Origin of the sequence: Haemophilus paracuniculus (assembly GCF_002015115.1) — a bacterium.
Classification (GTDB): Bacteria; Pseudomonadota; Gammaproteobacteria; order Enterobacterales; family Pasteurellaceae; genus Haemophilus_E; species Haemophilus_E paracuniculus.
Genome location: NZ_MUYA01000009.1, coordinates 50,232 through 72,896, shown reverse-complemented (window position 1 = coordinate 72,896; position 22,665 = coordinate 50,232). Strand labels below are relative to the sequence as shown.

Below are 22,665 nucleotides of genomic sequence, written 5' to 3'. Positions count from 1 at the left end.
CACGGTCGCCATTCTACGAATCGATCCCCGAACAATCAATCCAAAACAGAGTGTTCCGACCAGTCGCCAACCTTTCGAGCAAGAAAAAACCGCAGTTTCCTGCGGTTTGGTTTTATTCATATTCTTCCAGCCATTTCAACAAAATCGCTTCTAAAATATGTTCGTTTGAGGCTTCGGGATCATCATTGAAATCTTCCATTTCGCAGATCCATTGGTGCATATCGGTAAAACGCACGGTTTTTGGGTCGAGATCGGGATCACGGTCGTATAACGCCCACGCGATCTCTTGGCTATCGGTCCATTTCATTAGTGTGCCGCCTCGTTTGCGTGGTTAAGGTTATATTTCGGAATTTCGACCACCAGATCTTCCGTGCCAACGATACATTGACAGCTCAAACGACTATCCATTTCCAAGCCCCACGCTTTATCAAGCATATCTTCTTCTTGATCGGTGGTTTCGTTGAGGGAATCATAACCCTCACGAATTACCACGTGGCAAGTGGTGCAAGCACAAGAGCCATCACAAGCGTGGTGAATTTCTACCCCAGCTTCGTGGGCGACATCAAGCAAATTCGCCCCAGTTTCCGCTTCCACCACCATACCCTCTGGGCAAAATTCTTGGTTAGGAAGAAATACGATTTTTGGCATTTTTTATCCTCTTTTTAGTGAAAAGTAGGGACGCAAGGCTTGCGTCCGTACCAATTAAACAATTTCATCAACCGCTTTACCCGCAAGGGCTTTTTGGATTGAAACATTCATTCGGCGAGCAGCGAATTCTTGGGTAGCGTGATCGAGATCTTTGATACCCTGTTGGATAGCGGTGCGATCCGTGCCTTTTTTCAGCTCGATCAAGCGAGCCAATTCCGCTTCAATCGCCTTAAATTCGTCCACGGTTAAAATCTCTGAACCGTCCGCTTGCAAGGCTTGAATCACGCTGTCAATCACCCGATCCGCTTCCACCCGTTGCTCGGCTAACTGGCGAGCTTCCATATCCTCTTTGGCGTTGGTTAATGAAGAACGGATCATTTCCGTTACTTCTTCATCGGTCAAGCCGTAAGATGGTTTAATCTGGATTGAGGCTTGCACTTTGGTTGATTTTTCCATTGCGGTAACGCTCAACAAACCGTCTGCATCGACTTGGTAAGTTACTCGAATTTGAGCCGCCCCTGCCACCATTGGCGGAATGCTTCTCAGGGTAAAACGTCCGAGGGAACGGCAATCGTCCACTAGCTCACGCTCGCCTTGCACAACATGGACGGTCATTGCGGTTTGACCATCTTTGAAGGTGGTAAATTCTTGGGCTTTCGCCACGGGAATGGTGGTGTTGCGAGGAATGATTTTTTCCACCAATCCGCCCATTGTTTCAATCCCGAGAGAAAGTGGCACAACGTCTAACAACAACATTTCCGCATCGGGCTTGTTGCCGACCAAAATATCCGCTTGAATCGCAGCCCCGAGAGCTACCACTTTGTCAGGGTCAATCGAAGTCAATGGGGTGCGACCAAAAAATTCGCCCACCTGCTCACGCACAAATGGCACACGAGTCGAACCGCCCACCATTACCACTTCTCGCACTTCGCTACTCTCAACCCCTGCATCTTTCAAGGCTCGGCGGCAAGTGAGCAACGAACGTTTGACAAGCGGTTGGATTAGCTCGTTAAATTGCGAACGGCTGATCTCGCCCTGCCAGTTGGCAAAATTTAGCGAGAATCTATCCGCTTGCGAAAGGGCAATTTTGGCTTGGGTGGCAAGGGTCAAAAGCTCACGCTGTTCACGGGCATTTTGCGGTTGCACGCCAGCTTGGTCGGCGATCCAATTCGCCAATAAATGATCGAAATCATCGCCACCGAGAGCCGTATCGCCCCCAGTCGCCAATACTTCAAACACGCCACGGCTGAGGCGTAAAATCGAAATATCGAAAGTGCCGCCGCCCAAATCATACACGGCAATCACACCCTCTTGACCACTATCCAGCCCGTAAGCAATCGCGGCGGCGGTTGGTTCATTCAGTAACCGCAACACATTCAAGCCAGCCAAGCGTGCTGCATCTTTGGTGCTTTGGCGTTGAGCATCGTCAAAATAGGCTGGCACGGTAATCACCACGCCCGATAATTCGCCCGCTAAATGCTGTTCAGCAAGGTTGTTCAAATGGCTCAAAATATCCGCCGACACTTCCACAGGGCTTTTGTTGCCTTGGCGAGTGGCAATCAACGGCAAGCCATTTTCGCTTTGGTTGAATTGATAAGGCAAATTCGGGTAGCGTTGCTGCACATCGGCAAGGGAACGCCCGATCAAGCGTTTCGCCGAAATCACCGTATTTTGCGGATCGCTCGCCGCCTGTTGAAACGCCTCAACGCCGACAATTTTCTCGCTCTCGCCATAATGCACCACGGACGGCACTAAGGCTCGATCCTGCTGATCGGCTAACACGGTCGCCTGCCCACTGCGGACCGTCGCCACTAAGGAATTGGTCGTCCCCAAATCAATCCCTACCGCCAATTTCGCTTGGTGCGGTGCAGGGGTTTGGTTCGGTTCAGAAATTTGAAGTAATGCCATTTTGTTCTCTATGTTCTCAATTTATCGCTTAATTCTGTTAAAAAAGTTAATTGACCGAATAGCCAAAACTATATTTATCATCGGCATTAAAGGTTGCTTGATAATGGCGTTCAACGGGAACGCTGGTTTTGGTTTCGGGGTTGTAAACTTGGCTGCCGTTGAGGTTGGCGATGTCAGTTTGCCAGTTTTGCCAGCGTTGGTCGGCATAAAAAGCATTCAAATCGCCCATTAACGCCCAGCCGAGAAATTCGGAATAGCTGAGATTTTGGCATTGCCATTCGGCTTTTTTCGGGTGGTAGTAGTAAATTTGCCCGATTTTGTCACCTAATCCGCCTGCGTTAATCGCAAAATAACCGCCGAGAATGTCGTCCGCCACCAATAAATACGGGGGCTGTTCGCCTGAGGCTTCAAAAGTTTTACCGAAATTCCATTCAAATACACCACGGGGTAATTTTTCGTTGCCCGAGCCAAGTAAGCGTAACCAGCCGTAATCGATCAGCACGCCCCCCGTTTCATAAATCATCGCCCCTAATGGCGAGCGGGTCGGCAGTTGCATTCCGTGTAGCTCTTTGCCTGCATTTTCGGGGTAGCTTGCCAGAATTTCATAACGGTTGGTCGCTTGGGTAAACCACTCTTTTAACACCAACCACGCCGATTGTGGATCTAATAATTCGTCTAAACTTTTCATTTTATCCCCTTAAAAATCAAACAGTTGCTCTTCCACGCGTTCAATTTCGGCGAGTAATTTTTGGATAAAACGCAATTTATCGCACAATCCGTCCGCTTGTTGCCATTGTTGGTTGTTGAGGGCGGTTTCCAGATCTTGCAACATTGTTTTTTTGGCTTGTTCGATCTCTTGGCTGAAAGCGGTCAGTTTCGCTTCATTTTTTGCGTTTTCAATGCTTTCAAGGGTTTCACGCCATTCCAGTTGCTGCATTAGAAATGCCATATCTTTGGCACTTTTTTGTTCTAGATCAGCGGTTTGTTGGGTGTTTAAGGCGATGATCGCTTCCGCACGTTGGATCGGATTTTTGAGAATCTGTAACGCATCGTTGATTTCCGCCGATTTTTGCATTGCTAAACGCTGTTCTTGGGCGGAACTTGCCGAGAAATTGTCGGGGTGAAGTGATTTTTGTAGTGCAAGATAGCGTTCCGAAAGGCGATCTAAGTCGATTTGGAACTGCACGGGTAGATCAAAAAGGGCAAATGGATTATTCATTTCGCCCCCTAAACGTTAAAGCTCTCGCCACAACCGCACTCGTTTTTCACGTTTGGGTTGCTGTATTTAAAGCCCTCGTTCAAGCCCTCTTTCACATAGTCTAACTGCGTGCCTGCAAGGTAAACGAGACTTTTTTCATCGACAATCACTTTCACGCCGTGCTGCTCAAACACTTGATCATCTTCATTTAACACATCAACAAATTCCAGTACATACGCCAGCCCCGAACAGCCCGAAGTCTTCACGCCGAGGCGTAAGCCAATGCCTTTGCCACGGTTGTCGAGAAAGGTTTTTACACGGTTTGCTGCGGTTTCGGTGAGGGTAATGCTCATTGGGTGTCCTTTTTAATGGGTTAAATCAAGAAAATCTTTATGTTAGGCGTAGGGACACGATGCTCGTGTCCCTTGTAAAAATTTGCGGAAATCCTACCGCTTGTTATTGACCGTTCTTCGCTTTGTAGTCAGCGATAGCGGCTTTGATCGCGTCTTCGGCGAGGATTGAGCAGTGAACTTTTACGGGTGGTAATTCAAGCTCTTCGGCGATGTCGCTGTTTTTGATTTGACCTGCTTCGTCAAGGGATTTGCCTTTTACCCATTCAGTGATAAGCGAACTTGACGCGATTGCAGAGCCACAGCCGTAGGCTTTAAAGCGTGCATCTTCGATGATACCTTGATCGTTTACTTTGATTTGTAAGCGTAAGATGTCGCCACAAGCAGGCGCACCCACCATTCCAGTACCAACGTCTGCGGCGTCTTTGTCGAGTGTGCCAACGTTGCGTGGGTTTTCGTAGTGATCGATAACTTTATCGCTGTATGCCATTTTGATGTTCCTCTTTTATTAAATTAGTGGATTGCAAGGGGTAGGATTATCTGCAAAATTTTTGTAAATCCCACCGCTTGTCGAAAAATTAGTGGTGATTCCACTCGATTGCGTCAAGATCTACGCCGTCTTTGAACATTTCCCAAAGTGGCGAGAGTTCACGCAGTTTGTTTACTGCTCTTTTCACGATTTCAATCGTGTGGTCGATTTCTTCTTCGGTTGTCCAACGACCGATTGAGAAACGGATTGAGCTGTGGGCTAATTCATCGTTCAAGCCTAATGCACGCAGAACGTAAGATGGTTCAAGGCTCGCAGAAGTACAGGCTGAACCCGATGAAACGGCGATATCACGCAACGACATCATCATTGATTCGCCCTCAACGAAGTTGAAGCTGATGTTGAGGTTGCTGCCGACACGGTGTTCCATTGAGCCGTTTACATAAACTTCTTCCATATCTTTCAAGCCGTTGTAAAGGCGATCACGCAAGGCGGTGATTCGCACCATTTCGCTCGCCATTTCTTCTTTGGCAATGCGGTAGGCTTCGCCCATACCCACAATTTGATGTACAGGCAATGTGCCTGAACGCATACCACGCTCGTGGCCACCACCGTGGATAATCGCTTCTAAACGCACGCGTGGTTTACGGCAAACGTAAAGACCGCCGATCCCTTTTGGCCCGTAGAGTTTGTGGCTTGAAAACGACATTAAATCTACGTTTAACTCTTGTACATTCACATCAATTTTGCCGACCGATTGGGTCGCATCCACGTGGAAAATGATTTTTTTCGCACGGCACAATGCACCGATTTCTTTGATAGGTTGGATCACACCGATTTCGTTATTCACGTGCATAATTGACACTAAAATGGTGTCTGGGCGGATCGCTTCTTCTAATTTAGCGAGGCTGATTAAACCATCTTTTTCTGGCTCTAAGTAAGTAACTTCAAAGCCCTCACGCTCTAATTGACGGCAGGTATCCAACACCGCTTTGTGTTCGGTTTTGCAAGTGATGATGTGTTTACCTTTGGTTTGGTAGAAGTGAGCCGCCCCTTTGATCGCAAGGTTGTCAGACTCGGTTGCACCCGAAGTGAACACGATTTCACGAGAATCCGCACCAATTAAATCCGCGATTTGGTTACGGGCGATATCCACCGCTTCTTCCGCTTCCCAACCAAATTTATGCGAGCGAGAGGCAGGGTTACCAAAAATCCCCTCTTTCGTCATATATTCCATCATTTTTTTCGCAACACGCTCGTCCACGGGACAAGTTGCCGCATAGTCTAAATAAATCGGTAATTTCATTGTTACTCCTAATAAAAAATCGGTGTGATTATTTGTGATCGTGGCAATGTGCCGTTTCGCAATCGTGTTCTTTGTGTTCTTCAACCAATTCCGCGAGCGAAATCGTATTCAAAAATTGCCCGATTTGATCTTCCAAACGTTCCCAAAGGGTGTGGGTTAAACATTTTGAATCATCGTGGCAGTTACCGTTTCCTTTGCATTTTGTAATATCGACACTTTCATTCACCGCGGCGATAATCGTGCCAACGCTAATTTCTGCGGGGGATTTACCCAGTTGATAACCACCGCCCGGCCCACGCACACTTTGCACAAGCCCCTCGCGGCGAAGTTGAGCGAAAAGTTGCTCTAAATAAGAGAGAGAAATGGCTTGACGCTCTGCAATATCCGCCAAGCTCACAGGCATTGACTGCCCGTGTAACGCAATATCTAAAATGGCGGTTACAGCATAACGACCACGCGAGGTTAATTTCATAGTGAAACACTCCAAAAAAGCAAAAGCAAAAAAAGCGATAACGCTAATACGGGCGAGATTGTGATATACCCTACTATTATAGTCAAGAATTTTAGGCTTATCGTATTAAAAGGTTTTCGTTATGAAACGCCCGTTTTGCTTTTCTGTTGTTCAAAAACGGCGTTATTGTAAAGATTTTTCAGGAAAATAGCTACTTTCCCACCGCTTGCTCTCCCTGATCATCCGCCCGAAAGTGCGATCCCAAACTTTGCTTGCGGTTGAGCATTGCGGAAACCACCGCTTGGGCGGTTTTGAGGGCATGGTAAATTTCAAGCCCTTGATGATAATGATGAGTAATCGGACAGAATTGTTGTTCTAACCGCCCAAGTTCCGCCAGCAGTTGCGTGAGGTTCGCTTCGGTGCGGTAAACATTGGCAAAACGAGCCATTTGAGTGCGGATTTGTTGTAACACTTCGCTGGCGGTCAGGTTCGGATCAGCATTGGGGTTGGCAAGTTGGTTAAGCTGATTTTCCGTCGTTTTGGCAAGACTTTCCGCCTCTGCAAGCGGTCGGATTTCCGAAAATTTTTGCCGTTCGGTGATCTTCGCCACCGCTCGGCGAGCAAACACCAAACCACCGCCGACCGAATTTCCGCCCAGTCGATTCGCCCCCTCAATACACGCCGACACCTCGCCCACCGCAAACAGCCCCTGCACCGCACTTTCGCCAAATTCATCAATCTCAATTCCCCCGTTGCAACTATGGGCAAAAGGGGCAATCGCAATCGGATCTCGCACCAAATCGATCCCTACTTCCTGCGAAAGCCACTGCAAATAGACCCGATAAAACTCGGTTTGATCCTGATAAATCGCCGAATCATAATGCAAATAAACGCTCTTCGCCTGCGGATTTTCCAGCAGATATTGCATTATCACACGGTCAAATTCGACACTGGCAAAATCCACGCTGAACGGGGCGTAATCACTTCGCATTTGTACCATTGCGGCGAACTGCTCGGCGGTCAAATGAGGGAACAAATCCTTGCCCTCGTGATCGGTGATTTTCTTAACATATTTGAGGGTATGCTCGCCGAACAGCACCTTATATTTCGGCTCGACAAAGGCAGGAATGAACTGGATAAATTCCAAATTGACCAACTTCGCCCCCGCCTGTTGAGCGAGGAAATGGGTTGAGCCGATTACGTCCGCAGGGTAAAGATTGTGCTGATAAAGCCCTGCAATGCCACCACTTGCCAAAATAATGTGCGGCGTTTGGCAAAAAAGATAGCGGATCTGACCGCTTGTTTGCACCGCCAACACTGCCCCTTGCACCCGATTTTCACGGCTAACAATTTTAACCAAAGTGGCATTTTCAAGGATTTGGGTGGATTGCCCAGCGAGAATCTGTTTAGCTCGCTTCGCCGCCTCTCGCCATTGGTTAATCAGAAAAATTGGGCGAGCATATTTGGCAAAACAGGCAGGGCGATTATCCTGCCGCTGCCACGGTTCAAAGCCAATTTTGCTTAATAAATCAATCGCTTGCGGCGAATCTTCCAAATAGGCTTGCACAATTTTCGGATTATTCTGACCGCACGCCACTCGCTCAATATCTTCCCGAAAACGTTCGATATCCCCTGCCCCACCCGTTACTTGAATCCCCAACGTGGCTTTCAACGGAAAATAACTCGCCCCCGACCCAATCACCGTTTTGGTCGCCAACAGCATGCGAATCCCTGCCTGCTCTGCCTCCACCGCACAAGCCAAGCCAGCAATGCCTGAGCCAATAATTAGCAGATCCGTTTCAATAGTTTGAGAGATATGGATTTTGTTTATCATACAAAAAATATCTGTTTACAAGGGGTTGGATTTTGGAAAATTTCATCGTTTATTGGCAACAAGGGCGGATATAAAATCCGCCCCTACGAACGATTATCTCGCTCAAATAAAATCCCCCGTCATTTTGCGTTGAGCGTTTTCGTTAATTTCAAGAACGATTTGTACTGTTTGAGCTTGCAACGCAAGCGAGTTTATAAATCGTTCGTAGAAATTAGAAAACAGCGAAACATCAGCAAAATGCTCGGGATCGCCTTTCTTTGCCGACTTTCTTTGGCGAAGCAAAGAAAGTAGGATCTAATCACAACAACGACGGTGCTGCCCCTAATAGTCGTTTGGTGTAATCCATTTTCGGGTTTTCGAAAATTTGTTCTACTGTGCCAGATTCGACGATTTGCCCTGCGTACATTACTACGATTTTGTCGGATACTTGTCGCACCGTTTGGATATCGTGGGAAATGAACACCATAGCAAGGTTGAGCTCTTTTTTGAGATCGGCGAGCAAATTCAGCACCTGCGCACGCACCGAGACATCAAGGGCGGAAGTGGGTTCGTCCGCCACGATCAATTTCGGGTTGAGTGCCAAGGCTCTGGCAATCGCGACCCGTTGTTTTTGTCCGCCCGAGAGACGGGTCGGTTCAACTAACGCTGCCGAGCGAGGCAAGCCAACCCGTGAAAGCAGTTCATAGACACGCTTTTCCCGTTCGTGGGGTTGCAAGATGTTGTGAATATCGAGGGGATCTTTGAGAATATCCAGCACTCTCATTCGAGGATTGAGGGCGGTGGCAGGATCTTGGAAGATTACGGAAACCTGCCGTCCGAACTGTTTTCTCGCCTCGGCACTGCCATACTGCATTTGCAAGCCGTTGAATTTGACCAAGCCCGAAGTCGGTTTTTGCAAGCCGATCATCACGCTTGCTAAGGTCGATTTGCCGCAGCCAGATTCGCCCACAATGCCGACCGTTTCCCCTGCGGCAACGCTGAAATTCACGCCATTGACCGCCGTGATTTTTTTGCGGTTAAACAGCGAGCCGTCTCGGGACGGAAATTGCACCACAATGTCGGTCATATCAATGATGTTGTTCGGTTGGATAAATTTCATACTCATTGGTTAATCCTCCAAATGCGATGCCCAAAGGTGTTTCGGGTGATCGGCGGTTGGTACTAATTTCAGACGCTTATCAGGGTTGGCATCTGGTCGTAACGAACGGCTGGCAAAGCGGTCGCCTTTGGCAAAATCAAATGGCGATGGCACGCTGCCCGGAATTTGGTAAAGCCGTTTCGCTCTTGCCTCGGTTGAAAGCACTGAGCCGAGCAAGCCTCTGGTATATTCGTGGGTTGGATTGGCCAACAACGGTGAGGTTGGGGCAGCCTCCACCACTTGCCCCGCGTACATTACGGTAATGTGGTGGGCGATTTGTGCGACTAAGGCAAGATCGTGGCTGACGAACACCATCGCAAAGCCGAGTTTTTCACGCAATTCGTTGAGCAGTTTGATCACTTCCGCTTGCACCGTCACATCAAGGGCGGTGGTTGGTTCGTCTGCGATCAATAATTTTGGTTCACGCGCCAATGCCATTGCGATCAACACCCGTTGGCGTTGTCCGCCAGATAATTCGTGCGGATAGCGGTTGAGGGTTTTGGCCGGATCTAATTTCACCCATTCCAACAAGGTTTCGGCAGTCTGTTTTCCGCCACGGCTAATCAGTTGTGCCATTTGATCTTTAATTCGCATAGACGGATTTAACGCACTCAACGCATCTTGATAGATCATCGCGATTTCGTGCCCACGCAAGCGGTTTAAATCGGCAGATTTTAGCAAATCGTGCTGATTGCCGGCTCGGTCGGTAAACAGAATTTCGCCAGTGATTTTCGCCGTTTTCGGCAATAAGCCCATAATCGAGAATGCCGTGATGGATTTCCCACAGCCCGACTCGCCCACCAAGCCCATTGTTTCGCCCTCGTGTACGGTAAAGCTGATGTTATCCACCAACGGAATTTCGCCGTAGCGATTCGGGAAACGGATCGAGAGATTTTTTACTTGCAGAATCGGTTTCGCATTTGGGTTAAGTTGCATACGGTCGTTACGCGTGGTTTCACGCTGATTTAACTGCATTAGGTAGCGTTTGAGCGCCAAACTTTCCGCCATCGCCTCTTGCACATCGGTCGCAAGCGGTTTTTCTGCACGGTTTTCTTTCGATTGTGGCGTGCGTTTAAGTTTTGGATTGACTAGCGCATCGGTCAAGCCTTCGGCGAGAATGTTGAGCGCCAGCACGGTCAGCAAAATCATCAAACCTGCAAAGGTTGTCGCCCACCAGAAACCGCTTAACACGAGGTTACGTCCTTCGGAAAGAATGTTCCCCCACGATGGGAATGGCGGTTGTACCCCAGCCCCTAAGAATGAGAGCGACGCCTCAAACACAATCGCATCGGCAACCATTACAGTCGCAAAAACTAAGACAGGGGCGGCGGTATTTCGCACAACGTGTTTGAGTAAAATGTAGGTACGACTTCCCCCTAACACACGTTCGGCACGCACATAATCTTCTTCCCATTGGGCAACCACGTTGGCACGCACCACGCGGGCGAGTTGAGGGGTGTAAACCACCGCAATCGTAATGATGATCACAGGTACAGAGTTACCAAAGGTGGCTAATAGCACGGCGGCAAGGGCAATGCCCGGGAATGCCATTAAAATATCCATTAACCGCATAATGATCTCATTGCCCCATTTTTGGGCGGTGGCAGCGGTTGCCCCTAAAATGCCGCCGAAAATAATTGCACAGCCAACCGCACCTAGCCCGATAAAGAGCGAGGTTCTTGCACCCCATACCATTCGAGAGAAAATATCGCGTCCCAAGCGGTCCGTTCCGAACAAATATTCGCCACTCGGTGCTTGGACGGGTCTAAGGGTTTGCAATGGGTCAAAGGTCGCCACAAAGGGGGCGAAAATTGCCACGAATGCCACAAAGAGAATAAAGAGTAACGCAATTTTGGCGCTGGTTGATAAGGCTTTGAATCTTGCTCCGCCAGAAGCAAGTCGCTCTGCTAATCCTTGACGAAACATTATAGACTCCGAATTTTAGGGTTAATCAACAAATAGAGAATATCCACGATGATATTCACCACCACAAAGGTAAAAGCAATGGTTAGCACGACCCCTTGTACAAGGTTAAGATCGTGATTGACAATGCCGTTGAAAATGAGTTTACCCATTCCCGGTAAGTCGAAAATCTGCTCGATCACCACTGCACCGCCAAGCAAATAGCCCACACGCAAGCCCAACACAGTAACAGGGGTAATCAACGCATTGCGTAGCACATTATGGCGAATCACGGTCGAATATGGCACGCCGTTACCGATAGCGGTGCGGACGTAATCTTTATCCATTTCTTCCACCATTGTGGTACGCACCACCCGAATTAACGAGGCACACACTGGCACCGCAAGGGCAAGAGACGGCAACACCATTGAGGAAAAATACTCGCTCGGGCTTTCGCTAAACGGCACAAATCCGCCCGATGGAAACCAATCTAAATTGAGTGAGAACCATTGGATCAATAAGATACCTAGCCAGAATGATGGGGTAGCGACCGCTGCTACTGAAATTAAGCGGATAATCTGATCCACTAAGCGATCACGGTAAAGTGCTGCGGTGACACCTAGGGTAAAAGAGACGATGGCCGCCAAGAAAACACCGATTAAGGTGAGTTGTAAAGTGAGTGGGAAGGCTTTGGCGATCATATCCACAATCGGCTGTTCAGGCGGTGTGGTCACGCCAAAATCGAATTGTAATAAGTTGCCGATAAAGCGGAAGTATTGCACGATCAACGGATCATTTAACCCACGCTGTTCACGCCACAAGGCTTTTGCCGCCTCTGTTGCACTTTCGCCAAGGGCAACGGTAGCAGGATCACCGGGGGTAAATTGTAAGACAATGAAAACTAATGCGGTTACGCCCAACATCATTACGGGCAGAGCCATTAGGCGGCGTAACAGCAAACGAAGTACGATTTCCATTTTTTCTCCATATAGTTAGCTACAAAATAGAAATGCAAGCGGTAAGATTTTTGAAAATGTATCATTGCCCCCTCCCTACCCTTCCCCGTAAACGGGGGAGGCTTTAAATTTGGGAAGGGGCAAATTGACGTTACTTACGACCTACGCCGAGGAAAGATAAGCCAGTGGTTGGCAATGGTTGGAAATCAGTGAGTGATTTATCATTCCAAGCACTTGGTAATTTGCGGTGCAAAATTGGGTAAAGCGGTACTTGCTCTGCAATGATATTGATGGCTTTATCCCATTCCGCTTTGGCTTCTTCATTAGATTTCGCACGCACGGCATTATCAAGGGCAGTTTGTACTTCGGCATATTCTGGCGTATTGCTCCAACGGAAACGTTTTTTCGGCCAGACATCGCCACGATACCACCAGCTTAATAAGAGGTCTAAATCGTTACCGAAGACAGACGGATCGCCCGGGGCAATCACCACTTCATAGTTGCCTGTATCGACAAATGAGCCGTATAACGCCCCAGATTGTAGATGTTTAAGGGTAACTTTCACGCCATTTAAGCTGTTCCACGATTCTAAAATCAATGGCGCACACTCTTTCACCCAAGAGTGGTCGGTCGCAAGCAATTCAAAGCTCAATTCGGTTACGCCAGCCTCTTTCAATAAAGCCTCTGCTTTGGCTTTGTCGAAATCGTATTGTGCTTTGGCTTTTGTGTAGCCTGGGTGCGTATCTTGCACATAAGAGGTTGCTGCTTTCGCATTGCCAAGGAACACAATATCGATCAGTTTTTGCGTATCCAAACCATAGTGCAACGCTTGACGTACTTTTGGATTGTTAAACGGTGCTTTTTCGCAGTTGAACATTAAGAACAACAAGCCAAATGATTGGACAGATTCTACCGTTTGACGACGTTTTAAACGTTCTGCATCAAGATATGGCACGCTTTCAATCGCTTGAACACGGTTAGATTCTTGTGCCGTCACACGCGCCGCATCATCAGAAAGCAAGAACCACGTCATTTTCTCAACTTTGGCTGGATAGAGACCGTTGTAAGCCTCAAATGCTTTGAACACAATGCGGTCATCTTTGGTCGCAGACACGAATTGGTAAGGGCCTGAGCCGACTGGGTTTGCATCAAAGGCGGCTTGACCTTTTTCTTCAATGAGGTGTTTCGGCACGATCTTCACAATCGTCAAACGCTCTTTGAATAACGCAAATGGATATTTCAATTTAAATTCCACCACTTTATCGTCCACCGCTTTGACCGACTCAATAAATGGAATGAATTGGCTAAACAACGAGGCTTTGGCAGGATCTAACACACGCTCAAAGGAATAGACCACATCGGCGGTGGTGACTGGTTTGCCATCGTGGAAGGTCGCCCCCTCACGCAGAGTAATGTGATAAGTCACTTCATCTTTTTGCTCTGGCTCTTTGGCCGCCAACGCAAGATAAGGCTGACGAGTCGCTGGGTGCAAATCAACCAAGCCCTCAAAAATATGCAAGTTGGCTGCTAATGATGAAGCACCGCTCGAAGTCAGCGGATCGAACCCTGTTGAGATGGGATAAGCAATCCCCGCCTCAATGGACGATCCTGCGGTCGCTTTGGCTAACGCATTGCTTGAAAAAGCCCCTAACGAACCGCTAAACGCCACACCTGCCCCGACGCCAGCTAACAATTTCATAAAGTGACGGCGAGATTCGTTTAATTCGAATGAATGAGTCATAAACACGCTCCTTTTTGCTGAGAGAGAGAAGTTCAGTACCACTTTTTCTGAACATTTGTTGAATAATCAAAAATGAAGTAAAGCAATCATTTTTAGATTATTTTTTGAATTGAAACTATCATATCATTTAATCATCAGAGATAAAGGCTCAATGTTCAAATCTGTGATCTCGCTCACGAAAAAATTTTCTTTTAAGCGGTGAAATTTTTAAAAATTTCTCCCCCTACCCCCTGCTCCGCAGGGTACTTCCCCCGTAAACGGGGGCAGATCAATCCTTCTCGCTAACTAGCGGCTAATCAGATCTCCCCTCGCTTGCGGGGGGAGTACCACCGCAGGTGGGGAGGGGGGTAAACCGCAACCTACAAGCGGTAGGATTTTTAAAAATTTTGCGATCTAGATCTCATTTTTTAGATTTGTTGCTTTCGTCTTGCGTTTTCTTGTTCTAAAATGAAGTAAAAATCAATTTTCACTCAAAACAACGGAGTAAATATGTCAAAAAAATCCCCTCAGTTGTTGGCAGCTTTGCAAAATGGCTTAATCGCCTCTTGCCAACCCGTTGATGATGGCCCGATGGATAATCCGAACATTGTGGCGGCAATGGCACAAGCCTGTGTGATTGGCGGTGCGAAAGGGATTCGGATCGAGGGCGTGGCGAATTTAAAAGCCACTCGCCCCGTGGTCGATGTGCCGATTATTGGGATCGTCAAGCGTGATTTGCCTGATAGCCCCGTGCGGATCACTCCTTTCTTGCAGGATATTGATGATTTAGCCGAGGCAGGGGCGGATATTATTGCGGTGGACGGCACGTTCCGCCCTCGCCCTGTTGAAATTGAAATGGCGTTGAAACGCATTCACGAACGGGGCTGTTTGGCGATGGCGGACTGCTCAAATTTGGAAGAAGGGCGTTATTGCCATCAGCTCGGTTTTGATATTGTCGGCAGTACGATGTCGGGCTACACCAGTGGCGAAGTGCCAGACGACCCCGATTATCAGCTCGTGCGTGATCTCAAAGCCCTTCGTGCAAATGTGATGGCGGAGGGGCGTTACAACAGCCCTGAACTGGCTCAACAAGCGATCAGATGTGGGGCGGATTTTGTCACGGTCGGCTCGGCGCTCACTCGCTTGGAGCATATCGTCAGTTGGTTTGCCACGGCGATTGAATCCGCTCAACAAGGGGGCAAATAATGCGTTGCCTTGCCTTTGATATTGGTGGCACGAAAATCGCCACCGCCTTAGTGGAACAGAACCAAATTTCCGCCCGTAAACAGATTGCCACCCCCCAAGCGGAGGGAGCGGAGGCAATGCACCACGCCTTAGGCGAGTTGATCCAAGCCTACCAAGGGCAATTTGATTATGTGGCGGTCGCCTCAACGGGGATCATCAATAATGGCGTTCTTACCGCCTTGAACCCGAAAAATCTCGGCGGACTCGCCGAATTTCCCCTCAAACAAAGCCTCGCTCGCCACACCGATAAGCCGATTGGCTTGCTCAACGATGCCCAAGCTGCCACTTGTGCAGAATATCAGCACGAAGATCCGCAAGCGGTGCCAAATTTCGCCTTTATTACCGTTTCGACTGGGGTCGGCGGTGGCATTATTTTAAACGGCAAATTGCTGACCGAACCGCACGGCGTTGCTGGGCATTTCGGGCATAGCCTTGCCGATCCCAACGGGGCGATCTGCGGTTGCGGACGGCAAGGTTGCGTAGAGGCGGTTGCCTCTGGGCGCGCGATTGAGGCGGTCTCTTCGCAGTGGGAAAATCCGTGCGATCCGAAAACCGTGTTTGAACGCTTCCGCCAAGGCGATCCACAAGCGGTCGGTTTAGTCGAAAAATCTGCAAAAGCGATCGCCAATCTGATTGCGGATCTACGAATTAGCCTTGATTTACAAAAAGTCGTGATCGGTGGGAGCGTTGGCTTGGCTGGCGGCTACCTACCCCTCGTACAACAATTTTTAAACGCAATGCCGACTTTCTACCACTGCGAACTCGCCCCCGCACAATTCGGGCAAGACGCAGGGTTAATCGGCACGGCTTACTGGACAAAACAACAACTCTGAGGAACTTCAAATGAAAAACTTAAAAGGTATTTTTAGTGCATTATTGGTTTCATTTAACCAAGACGGCACGATCAACGAACAAGGTTTACGCCAAATCGTTCGCCACAATATCGACAAAATGAAAGTCGATGGCTTGTATGTGGGCGGCAGCACTGGCGAAAACTTTATGCTTTCCACCGCCGAGAAAAAAGAGATTTTCCGCATCGCCAAAGACGAAGCGAAAGATCAGGTGGCGTTAATCGCCCAAGTGGGGAGCGTGAATCTGCACGAAGCGGTAGAACTGGGCAAATATGCGACCGAACTCGGCTACGACTGCCTTTCTGCGGTAACACCGTTCTACTACAAATTCAGCTTTGCCGAAATCAAACACTACTACGATACCATCATCGCGGAAACGGGCAACCACATGATTGTGTACTCAATCCCCTTCTTAACGGGGGTAAACATCGGCGTGGAACAGTTCGGCGAACTCTATCAAAACCCGAAAATCCTCGGCGTGAAATTCACCGCTGGCGATTTCTATCTGCTCGAACGCTTGAAAAAAGCCTACCCGAACCACCTACTCTGGGCTGGCTTTGATGAAATGATGATCCCTGCGGTGGCACTCGGTGCAGACGGGGCAATCGGTAGCACTTTCAACGTAAACGGCTTGCGTGCTAGACAGATTTTTGAATTAACCCAAGCCGGCAAACTTGCTGAGGCGCGCGAAGTGCAAAGCGTGACCAACGATTTAATCGAAGGCGTGCTTGCCAACGGACTCTACCTTACCCTGAAAGAGATCCTCAAACTTCAAGGCGTGGACGCAGGTCACTGCCGTGAACCAATGACCTCAACCGCCACGGAAAAACAAGTTGCTGAAGCAAAACGTTTGAAAGAGCAATTTTTGGGGTAAACATCTAATGTAGTATCGTTCTAAATAACTTTTCTTTTTAAAAGGAGACTCTTATGAAAAAGAAAACGATTGCACTCATTATTTCATCACTTATTTCTACATCATTCGCGAATGAGCCTTTGTTTAAGTATCAAGATACGCGTGATCTACTTAAACCTAAAGATATTAGTAGCGAATTCACTCAACAGAATATTTTTCAGTTGGGTAGCGGTTCCATTACATTGAGAGTCAAAAATGTGGCTCGCCGAGGGGTAACTTCCTTTTTAGGAGTATCTAATCCTAACAGCAATACGCAATATTTAAATCTCTATATGAATCGTATTGATGCAGATCCTACGAAAAATGTTACTGAAAAAGATGTGGTTGGATTAGAACTACGTAACACCAGTCCGTTAATTGATAACGCTGCTTTGACCGTAGATCTTCCTCGTGATAATAGCGAATTTAGAACGATTACTTACACGTTTGATAAAACCAATCAGCAAATCAATATCTATGTTGATGGACAAAAACGTAAAACCCACAATGCTTCTAAATTTTTTGAAGATATTGGAAACCTTTCTTCCGCTTTTTTAGGAAAAACAGAAAGATACTCACAATCAGGTTGGCGAGCCACCGCCAACCTCTATTATGCGGATGTAACAAGCAATGTACTTTCTGATGACGAAGTCGCTGCCAAACATCAACAACTTCAACAAGCACATCAAGATGCTCTTGCAAAAGATGAAGCCAAACGCACCGCTTTAGGGGCTTATCTCGGCGAGAAAATGCCGATCTTTGTGAAAGATCAAGCAGGGGCTAAAAACTATCGTATTCCGTCTCTGATTACCACCCAAAGCGGTTGGACGATTGCGGCTATTGATAAACGTAATCAGCATAGTGCTGACTGGGGCGATATTGATACTGCTGTTCGCCGTAGTAATGACGGTGGAAAAACTTGGTCGGAAGATAAAACGATTTTAGATCTAGTTTCCCAAGGCTATGGACAAGAAAACGCTGCCTTTTTGATTGACCCACTGATGGTGGAAGACAAATCCAATGGGCGTGTCTTTATGCTATTAGATATGTTCCCTGAAACCAGAGGCTTTTTCGGCATCAATAAACAATCTGCGGAAGGTTCAGGTTATAAAAATATTGATGGTAAATCCTACCGCTTGCTAACTGATAATCGAAGACAGCAATACACCGTGCGTGAAAATGGGGTGGTTTATAACGAACAAAATCAACCAACGGATTATCGCGTAGTAGTTGAAGGCAATCCCGAAAAGGCTTTTAAAGATTTAGGCGATCTCTACCAAGGCGAAACGCGTTTGGGTAATGTCTTTTTACAAACTAATTATCAAGGCAATGACTCTGCCCCTCTAAAAACCATCGTTACTAGCTATCTTTGGCTAACTTATTCCGATGATAACGGCGAAACTTGGTCAAATCCGACTGACATCACGCCACAAGTGAAAGCTGATTGGATGCGATTCTTAGGTACTGGGCCAGGAAATGGTATTCAGCTAAAAAATGGTAATTTGATCTTACCTGTTTATTATACAAACGCTGCTGGAAAACAATCGGCAGCGGTAATTATCAGTAAAGATGGCGGTAAAACGTGGGAACGTGGCGAATCCCCAAATGACAGATTACTTTTTGAGCAAGGTGGATCTCGTTATTTAAATAACACTAATGCAGAATTAACCGAATCACAATTAGTTGAGCTAGATAATGGCGATTTGAAAATGTTTTCTCGTAATCGCTTAGGGGTTGTACGTATTTCTACCAGTAAAGATGGTGGTTACACTTGGCAGGTAAATCCTGATTTTTATGAAGAACTTGCCGATCCTTATTCACAACTTTCCGTGATTAAGTATTCCAAACGGATTAACGGTAAAGAATATTTGGTCTTTGCGAACCCTAGCTCACCAAATGGACGTGTAAACGGCAAAGTGTGGCTGGGCGAAGTGCAAGAAGACGGTTCGATTGAGTGGAAATATAACACTACGATTACGACTGGTTCTTACGCCTATAACAATCTAACTGAATTGCCGAATGGCGATTTAGGTTTGTTGTATGAAGAAAGTGCCGAAAAAATCATCTACACCACCCTCAATCTGCAAGAGATGTTATGGCGAGATAACATTATTCATCGTGATAGCCGTAATACACCTGTTGATATTTCCCTCAATAGCGAAACAGAGGAAACGTTCTATAAAATCGGCGATGGCGAAATGGTTAAAGTCGGTTCAGGCATCAATAATGCTGATTTAGTCGTGAATGAAGGCACGGCGACTTTAAACCAAACCGCGGATAGCAACGGTCAAAAACAAGCCTATCATCACGTTTTAGTCAATAAACTAGGCACGGCAAAACTCGGTTCAGCCGATCAAATGGATTTGAACAATTTTAGCTTGAATAACGGTACCCTAGATCTCAATGGCAATACCGTGAGCCTTACCACCGCCCAAAGCCGTAATGAGGGATTATTTGCCACAACGCTAAACGGCAATATCCTAAATAATAATGCCAACACACCAGCCACCCTCACTTATGCGTTATCGGGCGAGCGTAGCCTCAATGGTAATTTAGGCAGTTCGCAAGGTTTACTCAACTTTGCCTATCAACCGAACGAAACAAATGCTCAATTTACCCTAAACGGTAATAGCACCTTAAATAAGGTTGATGTGGACAAAGGCACCTTGATTTTCCAACAAAATCAACATACGGCAAATCAAGTCAATCTCGCCAGCGAGGCGAAATTGCAACTCCAAGGTAGCACCCAAGCCGACTTCAAGCGGGTAGATTTGGCGAAAAATGGCCAACTTATTGTTGATAATCAACAAGGCGAGACTGCTACCCTGACCGCCAATACCACGGGGGCTGGCGACTTGTTAAAAACAGGCGATGGTTTACTCTCACTCAGTGGAAATTATCAACATTCTGGCAACACCGATATTCAAGGCACGCTTGAATTACTTGGTCGCATTGAGAATAGCCCTGTGAACCTCAATCAAAATGCCATTTTAGCGGGCAATGGCGAAATTCGCTCAACCACTACGTTGCAAAGAGGCAGTTTAATTGCCCCAAGTTGGGTGCAACGCACGAGCGAATTTGAGCCAAAATCACTCACGCTTGCCAATCTCAATAACGAGGGCGGTGCGGTGCTATTGCGAGTAAACAACAACCAAACGGAAATGACCGAATGGCAACACGATCAACTTCTTATTAACGGCAAAGTGGAAAGTGAAAATAGCATCCCTGTTGCGGTGGAAATGCTCGGCGATCAACAAGGGCATTCTGATCGTAACAACAATGGACGCTACGATGCGGATGAGGGGATCTCACTGATTCAAGCAAAAGAGAGCAAGCTCAAACAATTTGTGCTTGATCGTGCCGTGCAACAGCAAAGTTTAAACAATATCTACCCGCTTACCTTAGTGAGTGTGGATAAAGAAGCGACCGTTGCGGCTCAAAATCAATTAGGCACAAAAGATAGCAACTACTACGACTACCGCTTGCAAAACAAAATCATTGATGAAAGTGGTAACGAAATCGATCCTGTTGTCAAAGTGATTACGCAAGTAGGTACAAGCTTAGTTTACGAAAAACCGTCAATGGAACTCCCTCCGCCAGGCAAACAGACTGAACCAGTAAAACCTATTGAAACGGCTAAACCTGTTGAAACAGTAAAACCTACTGAAACGGCAAAACCTGCTGAAACGGCAAAACCTGTTGAAACGGCTAAACCTGTTGAACCAGCAAAACCTGTTGAAACAGCGAAATCTGTTGAAACAGCGAAACCTGCTGAAACGGCAAAACCTGTTGAAACGGCAAAAGCGACTGCACCAGCAAAACCGATCGAAATAACGAAACCCGTTGAAAAAGTTATCGTTCAACCAGCTCAGCCTAAACCAAGCCGTGTCGCGGTGTCGCCGCGTATTCCATCTTACCTTGTAGCAAATTCTGCCCTCTATATTCAAGGTAACGAACTGAAAAATCAGGTGCTAGACAACATTTGGTCGGATAACAAAAAAGGTTTCTATGTCAATCAGCGTTATAGCCAAATCAGCTACGATTCCAACTTAGGCTTTACAAATTACGGCTACCGCTTCAAAATGAAACAAAACAGCACCCTATTTGGTGGTTATATCCCTGTTTCAGACGTTACCGAGCTACATACCGCAATTGGCTTTAGCCAACAAAAAGTCACCCCACAAGCGGCGGACGGCGTGAGTGAGGCGAAATATAAATCCACCTCATTCCTCGCCACCCTACACAATCAATGGCAAAACGGCGTGTTGTGGAATCTTGGTGCAGGCTATCATTACCATCGAGGTACGATTTCCACCGCCAATAACAAAGATGTCGCAAAACTCAAAGCAAACCAATATCAAGCCTTTACCGAATTAGGCTACACAATGCCAGTCGGCAACCTTGAAATTACCCCATTGGTTGGCTTAAGTTACCAACGCTTAACCACGCGTATTAACGAAAATACCGATTTGAACATTCAGCTCAAACCATACAACGTATTGACGCAATATGCAGGGGCAAATTTGGCGTGGAAAAACGAAAATCTGCGTTTCAAAGTGGGGGCTTTCTATGAGCAGAATAACGAATCGAACAACAATGTTCGCATTTCGGGCAACCAATCTGCTCAATTTGCCACAGGGCGTTTAGGCAATGCTGTTGTTTGGAAAGCGAGTGCCGATGTGGCGATTACCCCGCAATTAAAACTTGGGTTACAGCTCAATCATCGCCAAGCGGTGTCTAAAGCGAAGCTCAACCAAACTAATGTGGTGGGTAAATTGGAATATCAATTTTAACTAAGATGAACTTAAGATTGATAGATAAAAGGGCTGTAAAAACAGCCCTTTCGTTTTAGTAACACATTATTCACTCAAAGAACATTTCTGCCCTTATAAGAAATTTTTAGAAATCCTACCCCTTGTATTAGAGAGCCAGTAGTTGTTTTAACGCTTCGGCGATGCTCTCTTCATTATTTGAGCCAATCGTTTGTTTCGCCACTTGTTGCACCTCATTTTCAGAGCCGCCCATTGCAATTCCCATTCCAACCAATGAAAGCATACTGATGTCGTTGAAATTATCCCCAAAGGCAATCACATTTTGCGGATCGATATTTTCTCGCTGTAATAATTCGGCGAGCATAGCCCCTTTGCTATTGCCTTGGCGAGTGATGTCCACCCGATCCACCCAAGACCATTCAGGGCTGAATTGATCAAGGGGTAGCTTTTCGACAAATTTTTGCATTTTTTGTAGATCGGGATCGCTGATCAACACTTTCCAAACCGTTGTGCCACGCTCAATTTCCGCTTGGAAACTTGGGATTTGATGCACATTCGGACGCACATTTTCAGGGCAAGAAGCCACCCATTTTTGCAATTTCTCAAAATGCGGGTTGAGCCATTCGTAGGTCATCGCATCACGGAAATAGACCGCAACGTGGATTCCCTCGGCTTGGGCTTGGCTAATTACGCTGGTGGCTTGCTCGGCGGAAAGTGGATTGCCCGCCAAAACTTCATCATTTTTGAAATCGTAAAGATAAGTACCGTTGCAGCAAACCACGGGGGTATCTAGCCCGAGCTGCATATAGTAAGGGCGAACGGCGGTGTGGTGTCGCCCCGTAACGAGAAACACTTTTAGCCCTTTCGCTTGGGCTTGTTGAATCACTTGTTTGCTGACTTCAAGAATGGTGGCTTGTGAGGTTAAGAGTGTGCCGTCTAAATCGAATGCAATCGCTTGGTAGGTCATAGTTAATCCTTAAAAATAAAAAGGGCAGTAAAAAACTGCC

General features: G+C 47.0%; 19 protein-coding genes. 4 read left to right on the top strand and 15 right to left on the bottom strand.

Annotated features, from left to right (window positions below; all coding sequences use genetic code 11):
* Window positions 1–112: 112 nt before the first annotated feature.
* The 14 genes from iscX to B0187_RS07575 all read right to left on the bottom strand — a co-directional run bounded on the left by iscX (window position 113) and on the right by B0187_RS07575 (window position 13,919).
* Entirely contained in the window at window positions 113–307 is a 195-nt protein-coding gene (gene iscX / locus B0187_RS07640) for a Fe-S cluster assembly protein IscX (RefSeq protein WP_078237274.1), read from the bottom strand.
* A complete protein-coding gene (gene fdx / locus B0187_RS07635) occupies window positions 307–648 on the bottom strand; it encodes an ISC system 2Fe-2S type ferredoxin (RefSeq protein WP_078237273.1) in 342 nt (113 codons plus the stop codon). Before fdx ends, iscX begins: the two co-directional genes overlap by 1 nt.
* Before the next feature lie 54 nt (window positions 649–702).
* Complete coding sequence (hscA, locus tag B0187_RS07630) at window positions 703–2,556, bottom strand: Fe-S protein assembly chaperone HscA (protein ID WP_078237272.1); 1,854 nt, start codon at window positions 2,554–2,556, stop codon at window positions 703–705.
* Between the two features lie 46 nt (window positions 2,557–2,602).
* The gene (locus tag B0187_RS07625) at window positions 2,603–3,244 is read right to left on the bottom strand and encodes a DUF2625 family protein (RefSeq protein ID WP_078237271.1); all 642 of its coding nucleotides are present in this window, start codon (window positions 3,242–3,244) and stop codon (window positions 2,603–2,605) included.
* A gap of 9 nt (window positions 3,245–3,253) precedes the next feature.
* Window positions 3,254–3,775: a Fe-S protein assembly co-chaperone HscB gene (gene hscB / locus B0187_RS07620; protein ID WP_078237270.1), complete on the bottom strand. Its 522-nt coding sequence runs from the start codon at window positions 3,773–3,775 to the stop codon at window positions 3,254–3,256.
* Between the two features lie 8 nt (window positions 3,776–3,783).
* On the bottom strand, window positions 3,784–4,107 hold the full coding sequence (gene iscA, locus B0187_RS07615; RefSeq protein WP_078237269.1) for an iron-sulfur cluster assembly protein IscA: 324 nt from the start codon (window positions 4,105–4,107) through the stop codon (window positions 3,784–3,786).
* Window positions 4,108–4,210: 103 nt separating this feature from the next.
* Window positions 4,211–4,594: a Fe-S cluster assembly scaffold IscU gene (gene iscU / locus B0187_RS07610; RefSeq protein WP_078237268.1), complete on the bottom strand. Its 384-nt coding sequence runs from the start codon at window positions 4,592–4,594 to the stop codon at window positions 4,211–4,213.
* Between the two features lie 88 nt (window positions 4,595–4,682).
* Entirely contained in the window at window positions 4,683–5,897 is a 1,215-nt protein-coding gene (locus B0187_RS07605) for an IscS subfamily cysteine desulfurase (protein ID WP_078237267.1), read from the bottom strand.
* 28 nt (window positions 5,898–5,925) lie between these two features.
* Window positions 5,926–6,369 carry a Fe-S cluster assembly transcriptional regulator IscR gene (gene iscR, locus B0187_RS07600; protein ID WP_078237266.1) on the bottom strand — a complete coding sequence of 148 codons (444 nt, stop codon included), beginning with the start codon at window positions 6,367–6,369 and terminating at the stop codon, window positions 5,926–5,928.
* A gap of 190 nt (window positions 6,370–6,559) precedes the next feature.
* A complete protein-coding gene (locus B0187_RS07595) occupies window positions 6,560–8,182 on the bottom strand; it encodes an FAD-binding protein (protein WP_425432442.1) in 1,623 nt (540 codons plus the stop codon).
* Between the two features lie 298 nt (window positions 8,183–8,480).
* Complete coding sequence (locus B0187_RS07590) at window positions 8,481–9,287, bottom strand: ABC transporter ATP-binding protein (protein ID WP_078237265.1); 807 nt, start codon at window positions 9,285–9,287, stop codon at window positions 8,481–8,483.
* A gap of 3 nt (window positions 9,288–9,290) precedes the next feature.
* Window positions 9,291–11,246: a dipeptide/oligopeptide/nickel ABC transporter permease/ATP-binding protein gene (locus tag B0187_RS07585; RefSeq protein ID WP_078237264.1), complete on the bottom strand. Its 1,956-nt coding sequence runs from the start codon at window positions 11,244–11,246 to the stop codon at window positions 9,291–9,293.
* Window positions 11,246–12,199 (bottom strand): ABC transporter permease, encoded by a 954-nt coding sequence (locus B0187_RS07580; protein WP_078237263.1) that lies wholly within the window; start codon window positions 12,197–12,199, stop codon window positions 11,246–11,248. Before B0187_RS07580 ends, B0187_RS07585 begins: the two co-directional genes overlap by 1 nt.
* A 130-nt stretch (window positions 12,200–12,329) precedes the next feature.
* Window positions 12,330–13,919, bottom strand: coding sequence for an ABC transporter substrate-binding protein (locus B0187_RS07575; RefSeq protein WP_078237262.1), 1,590 nt, complete (start codon window positions 13,917–13,919; stop codon window positions 12,330–12,332).
* A gap of 489 nt (window positions 13,920–14,408) precedes the next feature.
* Between B0187_RS07575 and B0187_RS07570 the strand changes: the two genes are divergently transcribed.
* From B0187_RS07570 to B0187_RS07555, 4 genes are read left to right on the top strand one after another with little or no spacing between them, the layout of a single operon-like run.
* Complete coding sequence (locus B0187_RS07570; RefSeq protein WP_078237261.1) at window positions 14,409–15,104, top strand: N-acetylmannosamine-6-phosphate 2-epimerase; 696 nt, start codon at window positions 14,409–14,411, stop codon at window positions 15,102–15,104.
* A complete protein-coding gene (locus B0187_RS07565; RefSeq protein WP_078237260.1) occupies window positions 15,104–15,976 on the top strand; it encodes an N-acetylmannosamine kinase in 873 nt (290 codons plus the stop codon). The genes B0187_RS07570 and B0187_RS07565 overlap by 1 nt, the downstream gene beginning before the upstream one ends.
* A 10-nt stretch (window positions 15,977–15,986) precedes the next feature.
* Entirely contained in the window at window positions 15,987–16,868 is an 882-nt protein-coding gene (gene nanA / locus B0187_RS07560; protein WP_078237259.1) for an N-acetylneuraminate lyase, read from the top strand.
* A 53-nt stretch (window positions 16,869–16,921) separates the two neighbouring features.
* The gene (locus B0187_RS07555; protein ID WP_078237258.1) at window positions 16,922–21,679 is read left to right on the top strand and encodes an exo-alpha-sialidase; all 4,758 of its coding nucleotides are present in this window, start codon (window positions 16,922–16,924) and stop codon (window positions 21,677–21,679) included.
* A gap of 127 nt (window positions 21,680–21,806) precedes the next feature.
* Here the strand turns inward: B0187_RS07555 and B0187_RS07550 are convergent, their stop codons facing one another.
* A complete protein-coding gene (locus B0187_RS07550; RefSeq protein ID WP_078237257.1) occupies window positions 21,807–22,625 on the bottom strand; it encodes a pyridoxal phosphatase in 819 nt (272 codons plus the stop codon).
* Window positions 22,626–22,665: the final 40 nt, after the last annotated feature.

What these genes read in the sequence shown, in the direction of transcription:
- iscX (WP_078237274.1), bottom strand. Translation starts at nt 307, where the DNA reads ATGAAATGGACCGATAGCCAAGAGATCGCGTGGGCGTTATACGACCGT.
- fdx (WP_078237273.1), bottom strand. Translation starts at nt 648, where the DNA reads ATGCCAAAAATCGTATTTCTTCCTAACCAAGAATTTTGCCCAGAGGGT.
- hscB (WP_078237270.1), bottom strand. Translation starts at nt 3,775, where the DNA reads ATGAATAATCCATTTGCCCTTTTTGATCTACCCGTGCAGTTCCAAATC.
- nanA (WP_078237259.1), top strand. Translation starts at nt 15,987, where the DNA reads ATGAAAAACTTAAAAGGTATTTTTAGTGCATTATTGGTTTCATTTAAC.
- iscU (WP_078237268.1), bottom strand. Translation starts at nt 4,594, where the DNA reads ATGGCATACAGCGATAAAGTTATCGATCACTACGAAAACCCACGCAAC.
- B0187_RS07625 (WP_078237271.1), bottom strand. Translation starts at nt 3,244, where the DNA reads ATGAAAAGTTTAGACGAATTATTAGATCCACAATCGGCGTGGTTGGTG.
- B0187_RS07565 (WP_078237260.1), top strand. Translation starts at nt 15,104, where the DNA reads ATGCGTTGCCTTGCCTTTGATATTGGTGGCACGAAAATCGCCACCGCC.
- B0187_RS07605 (WP_078237267.1), bottom strand. Translation starts at nt 5,897, where the DNA reads ATGAAATTACCGATTTATTTAGACTATGCGGCAACTTGTCCCGTGGAC.
- B0187_RS07585 (WP_078237264.1), bottom strand. Translation starts at nt 11,246, where the DNA reads ATGTTTCGTCAAGGATTAGCAGAGCGACTTGCTTCTGGCGGAGCAAGA.
- B0187_RS07580 (WP_078237263.1), bottom strand. Translation starts at nt 12,199, where the DNA reads ATGGAAATCGTACTTCGTTTGCTGTTACGCCGCCTAATGGCTCTGCCC.
- B0187_RS07555 (WP_078237258.1), top strand. Translation starts at nt 16,922, where the DNA reads ATGAAAAAGAAAACGATTGCACTCATTATTTCATCACTTATTTCTACA.
- B0187_RS07590 (WP_078237265.1), bottom strand. Translation starts at nt 9,287, where the DNA reads ATGAGTATGAAATTTATCCAACCGAACAACATCATTGATATGACCGAC.
- B0187_RS07595 (WP_425432442.1), bottom strand. Translation starts at nt 8,182, where the DNA reads ATGATAAACAAAATCCATATCTCTCAAACTATTGAAACGGATCTGCTA.
- iscA (WP_078237269.1), bottom strand. Translation starts at nt 4,107, where the DNA reads ATGAGCATTACCCTCACCGAAACCGCAGCAAACCGTGTAAAAACCTTT.
- B0187_RS07550 (WP_078237257.1), bottom strand. Translation starts at nt 22,625, where the DNA reads ATGACCTACCAAGCGATTGCATTCGATTTAGACGGCACACTCTTAACC.
- B0187_RS07570 (WP_078237261.1), top strand. Translation starts at nt 14,409, where the DNA reads ATGTCAAAAAAATCCCCTCAGTTGTTGGCAGCTTTGCAAAATGGCTTA.
- B0187_RS07575 (WP_078237262.1), bottom strand. Translation starts at nt 13,919, where the DNA reads ATGACTCATTCATTCGAATTAAACGAATCTCGCCGTCACTTTATGAAA.
- iscR (WP_078237266.1), bottom strand. Translation starts at nt 6,369, where the DNA reads ATGAAATTAACCTCGCGTGGTCGTTATGCTGTAACCGCCATTTTAGAT.
- hscA (WP_078237272.1), bottom strand. Translation starts at nt 2,556, where the DNA reads ATGGCATTACTTCAAATTTCTGAACCGAACCAAACCCCTGCACCGCAC.